Source organism: Streptomyces sp. OR43, from assembly GCF_008042275.1.
GTDB lineage: Bacteria > Actinomycetota > Actinomycetes > Streptomycetales > Streptomycetaceae > Streptomyces.
Genome location: NZ_RDBK01000043.1, coordinates 3,068,144 through 3,072,937 on the forward strand (window position 1 = coordinate 3,068,144; position 4,794 = coordinate 3,072,937).

At 71.5% G+C, this 4,794-nt stretch carries 5 protein-coding genes and 1 pseudogene; 5 read left to right on the plus strand and 1 reads right to left on the minus strand.

The features are described 5' to 3' along the window. The 5 genes and pseudogenes from EAO72_RS43485 to EAO72_RS32890 all read left to right on the plus strand — a co-directional run. Positions 1 to 671 (plus strand): annotated as a pseudogene (locus EAO72_RS43485) (histidine kinase); the annotation flags it as partial. Continuing rightward, positions 668 to 1,147 carry a roadblock/LC7 domain-containing protein gene (locus tag EAO72_RS32875; protein WP_148020702.1) on the plus strand — a complete coding sequence of 160 codons (480 nt, stop codon included), beginning with the start codon at positions 668 to 670 and terminating at the stop codon, positions 1,145 to 1,147. The pseudogene EAO72_RS43485 and the gene EAO72_RS32875, both read left to right, overlap by 4 nt. After that, a complete protein-coding gene (locus EAO72_RS32880) occupies positions 1,144 to 1,560 on the plus strand; it encodes a DUF742 domain-containing protein (RefSeq protein ID WP_148020703.1) in 417 nt (138 codons plus the stop codon). Before EAO72_RS32875 ends, EAO72_RS32880 begins: the two co-directional genes overlap by 4 nt. After that, positions 1,541 to 2,191 (plus strand): GTP-binding protein, encoded by a 651-nt coding sequence (locus EAO72_RS32885; protein ID WP_148020704.1) that lies wholly within the window; start codon positions 1,541 to 1,543, stop codon positions 2,189 to 2,191. The genes EAO72_RS32880 and EAO72_RS32885 overlap by 20 nt, the downstream gene beginning before the upstream one ends. 31 nt (positions 2,192 to 2,222) lie before the next feature. Then, on the plus strand, positions 2,223 to 3,464 hold the full coding sequence (locus EAO72_RS32890; RefSeq protein WP_148020705.1) for a styrene monooxygenase/indole monooxygenase family protein: 1,242 nt from the start codon (positions 2,223 to 2,225) through the stop codon (positions 3,462 to 3,464). A 91-nt stretch (positions 3,465 to 3,555) separates the two neighbouring features. On the opposite strand, the gene EAO72_RS32895 is transcribed toward EAO72_RS32890, so the two are convergent. Continuing rightward, positions 3,556 to 4,794, minus strand: a 1,239-nt coding sequence (locus EAO72_RS32895) for a C40 family peptidase (protein WP_261991705.1), incomplete at its 5' end; no start/stop codon positions are given.

Consider the following 4,794-nt stretch of genomic DNA (forward strand, 5'->3'; position numbering starts at 1 on the left):
GCAGCGGCTCGGGCTCCGGTGCCGCCGACCCCGGGACCCCGCAGGCGCCGCCGGCACCGGAGCCCGAGCCGCTGCTGCCCGCGGAGTCCGAGGCCGAGACCACGATGCAGGTCCGGCTCCCGCGGGTGCCCGAGTTCGAGGACGTCCCCGAGTTCACGCACGCCCCCGCCTTCGGCGACGGCCCGCAGGCAGCGGCCGCCGCGGGCCCGTACGCCATCGGCCCCGACCGCCACGAGCGCACCGCCGACGAGAGCGACCCGCCGCGGCCGGCCCCCGAGCCCGCCCCGGCACCACCGGCCCCGGCCTCCGTGGCCGACGCGCTCCCGGGGCCGCGCCACCCGGAGCCGGAGCCTCAGACCGAGCCGCAGTCGGGGCCGCAGCCCGGACGGATCACCGACAAGGGGCTGCCCAAGCGCACCCCCAAGGTCGTCAGGTCCGCGTCGGCCCCCACGCCCGAGCGCACCGGCAGCGTCGACAAGGAGGCCCTGCGCCGCCGGCTCGGCGGATTCCACCAGGGCGCGAAGGACGGCCGCCGGGACGTCGAGGCGGAGATCGCCGAGGCCACCGGACCGGCCGGAGTCACCACACGTACCGAGCACACTGAGCAGGCCGGCCGTACCGATGGCCGATCCGGAGAGACGGGGGACACAGTCGAGGAGGCACGCAGTTGACTGCGCCCAGCACATTCGGGCTGAGTACCGAGGCCCGGAACCTTCACTGGTTGCTGAGCAATCTGGTGGAGGAGGTGCCAGGGGTCCACTCGGTCACCGTCGTCTCGTCCGACGGACTCATGCTGCTCTCCTCCGACCCCGGCCACCAGGCCGCCCAGGTGGCAGGACGGCAGGACGGCCCCCGAGGCTCCAGCGCCGATCTGGCGACCATCGTCTCCGGCATCGGCAGCCTCACCGTCGGCGCCGCGAAGCTCATGGACGGCGGTGGCGTCAAGCAGACCATGGTCGCCATGGACGAGGGCAGTGTCTTCGTCATGTCGATCAGCGACGGCTCGCTGCTGGGTGTGCACGCCACACCCGACTGCGACATGAGCGTCATCGCCTACCACATGGCGCTCTTCGTCGGCCGTGCCGGACACGTACTCACCCCCGAACTCCGCAGTGAGCTGCGCAAATCGATGGAGAGCGCCCAGTGACCCACGCTGCTGCTGAACCCGCCCGCAGGCTCCCCGTGCGCGGGGCCGACAAACGGCCCGCGCGGGTGCGCCCGTACTCGCTCACCGGCGGCCGTACCCGTTTCGGCCACGTGCTGCTCGTCGAGACCTTCGTCGCCGCGCTCGAAGCCCCCGACGAGCGGCGTGAACTGACGAACGGCAACCTGGCCTCGCGCGTCATGCCGGAGCTCCAGGCCATCGTCGAGATCTGCCGCCGGATGCGTACCGTCGCGGAGATCTCCGCCCTGCTGAAGATGCCGCTCGGCGTGGTCAGGGTGCTGCTCAGCGACTTGGCCGACCAGGGAAAGATCCGCGTGTACGGAACCGGTCACGGCACCGGCCAGCCCGACCGCGCACTGCTCGAAAGGGTGCTCAATGGACTCCGTCGTCTCTGAGTCGCCGCTGTTCGCCCCGCGTCAGCCGGGGCCGAAGGACCAGGCCGAGGAATCGCTCCAGGCCTGGCAGCTCGACCGCACCCGGGCCCCGATCGCCACGAAGATAGTGGTCGCGGGCGGCTTCGGCGTGGGCAAGACCACCTTCGTGGGCTCGGTCTCCGAGATCACCCCGCTGAAGACCGAAGCCATGATGACCCAGGCCAGCGAGGAGACCGACGACCTCAGCGCCACGCCCGACAAGGTCACCACGACCGTCGCGATGGACTTCGGCCGCCTCACGCTCGACGACGACCTCGTGCTCTACGTCTTCGGCACACCGGGCCAGCAGCGCTTCTGGTTCATGTGGGACGACCTCGTACGCGGCGCGATCGGCGCGGTCGTGATGGCCGACACCCGCCGGCTCGCCGACTGCTTCCCCGCCCTCGACTACTTCGAGAGCTGCGGGCTGCCGTACATCGTGGCCGTCAACCACTTCGAGGGCACGCCCGGTTTCGAGGCCGAGGACGTCCGGGAGGCCCTGACCGTCCCGCCGCACGTGCCTGTGGTGATCATGGACGCGCGTAACAGGATCACCGTCGTCGAGTCGCTGCTGGCCCTGGTGGGCCACGCTCTCGACGCCACCCCGGCGTAACTGTCGCCGTCACACACAACGGAGAACCGCGATGCGGAAGATACTCATAGTCGGAGCCGGCCAGTCCGGGCTCCAGCTCGCCCTCGGACTGCAGTCCAGAGGCTACGAAGTCACCCTCATGTCCAACCGTACGGCCGACGAGATCCGCTCCGGCCGGGTCATGTCGACGCAGTGCATGTTCCACACGGCGCTCCAGCACGAGCGGGACTACCAGCTCAACTTCTGGGAGTCCCAGGCCCCGCGCATCGAGGGCCTCGGCGTCTCGGTCGCGGCGCCCGACTCCTCGCGCGCCATCGACTGGGTCGGCAAGCTGGACGGGTTCGCCCAGTCCGTGGACCAGCGCGTGAAGATGGCCGGCTGGATGGACACCTTCGCCCAGCGCGGCGGACAGCTCGTCATCCACGGTGCGGCCGTCTCGGACCTGGACTACTTCTCCCGCACCTACGACCTGGTGATGGTCTCGGCCGGCAAGGGCGAGCTCGTCTCCATGTTCGGCCGGGACGCCTCCCGTTCGCCGTACGACGCCCCGCAGCGCGCCCTGGCCGTCGCGTACGTCCACGGCATGGGCCCGCGTCCCGAGCACCCCGAGTTCGACGCGGTCCGCTGCAACCTGGTCCCGGGCGTCGGCGAGCTCTTCGTGATGCCGACACTGACCACGTCCGGCCGCGCCGACATCCTGTTCTGGGAGGGCATCCCGGGCGGACCGCTCGACGCCTTCCAGGGCATCAAGGACCCCTCGGAGCACCTCGCCAAGACGCTGGAGCTCATGGAGAAGTTCACCCCGTGGGAGTACGCCCGCGCCACCAAGGTCGAACTGACCGACGCCAACGGCACCCTGGCGGGCCGTTACGCCCCGACCGTCCGCAAGCCGATCGGCCGGCTTCCCGGCGGCGGCCTGGTGCTCGGGGTCGCGGACGTCGTCGTCGCCAACGACCCGATCACGGGCCAGGGCTCCAACTCGGCCTCCAAGTGCGCCAACGCGTATCTGGACTCGATCATCGAGCACGGCGACCGCGCGTTCGACGCGGAGTGGATGCAGGCCACCTTCGACCGTTACTGGGAGACCGCCCAGCACGTCACGAAGTGGACGAACGCGATGCTCGGCGTCCCGCCGGAGCACGTGCTGAACCTGATCGGAGCCGGCGGTCAGCTCCAGCCGGTCGCCGACCGCTTCGCCAACGGGTTCAACAACCCGGCGGACTTCGAGAACTTCTTCTACGAGCCCGAGAAGACGAACGCCTACCTCGCCTCGGTCGCGGGTCCGGCCGCCTGAGCGCCCCGTACCCCCTGAACGCACCGGCCGGGCCGGGCACCGCCGGGATCTTCTGGCGGGCCCGGCCCGGCCGGTGCGTTCGGGGCGAGCGCTACGCGTCGGGTGCCGACGTCTCGCCGTACCCCTCGTCGGAGCCCTCGGAGGCGCCTTCGGGAAGCTCCGGCGCCTCATACGTGGTCAGCGGCGCGCTCTCCGGGTCGGGACGGACGGCGCCCAGCAGCGGATTCGACGCCACGGGTGAGACCTTGACCCGGGAGCCGGGCCGTGGCGCCTGCACCACGAGGCCGTTGCCGATGTACAACGCCACATGGGTGGCCTTCGGGAAGTAGACCACCAGATCGCCCGGCCGCAGGGCGTTCACCGGCACCTTCCGCAGCTGCCGCCACTGCTCCTGCGAGGTACGCGGAAGGGTGCGGCCGGCACTCGCCCAGGCCTGCGAGGTGAGCCCGGAGCAGTCGAACGAGTCCGGTCCCTCCGCGCCCCACACGTAGGGCTTGCCGATCTGCTCGATCGCGTACCGGACCGCCTCGCCGCCCTGGGCGGTCGCCGGCCGGGCCGAAGACAGGGCGCCCGAGGCGACCAGCGCGTCCTGCGCCTTGTCCGTGCCCTCCTGTTCGAGACGGGCGAGCTCGGCGAGCTGGTCGGTGGAGAGAGTGGCGAGCAGCCCCTCGACCCGCTTCAGCCGCGTCTGGACGGCGTCGCGGTCCTTCTTCTGCCGTGCCGCCAGGGCCCTCTGCCGGTCCAGGACCTTGCGGGACTGCTTCGCCAGCTCGGCGGCACGCTTCTCGGCTCCGCCCAGGCGCCTCATGGTCGCCACCCGGCCGGCGGCCAGCCGCTGGACGACCTGGCCCTGGTCCAGCGCGTACTCGGGATCGCGCATCAGGAGCAGCCGCAGATACGCGGAGAGGTCGGATCGGCCCTGGTACTGCTCACGGGCCAGCCGGCCGGCGGCATCACGGCTGCGGGACAGCTGGAGCCGGGAGGCGGCGAGCGCGGAGTCCAGCTTCTTCGCCTCCGCGGCCTTCTTCTTCAGCTCGGCCGCCGTCCCGTTGTAGGTCTCGGTGGCCTCCTCGGTCTGCTGGTACAGCCGCTGGAGCTCGTTCAGCAGTCCGGTGACGCTGCCGGCTGCCGCTACCGGTCCGGCGGCCGCCTCGGGTCCGGCGGCCGCTTCGGGTCCGGAGCCGTCCTCGGTGTCCGGCGACGGGCAGCACCCCGCTGGCGGACGGCCCGGCCGAAGAGGCCGCGGAACGGATCGCGAACACCGAGCCCCGGCTGAACGCCGTACCGGACGCGTTGCGGAGGCTGGTCGCCCGTTGTCTGGCGAAGGACC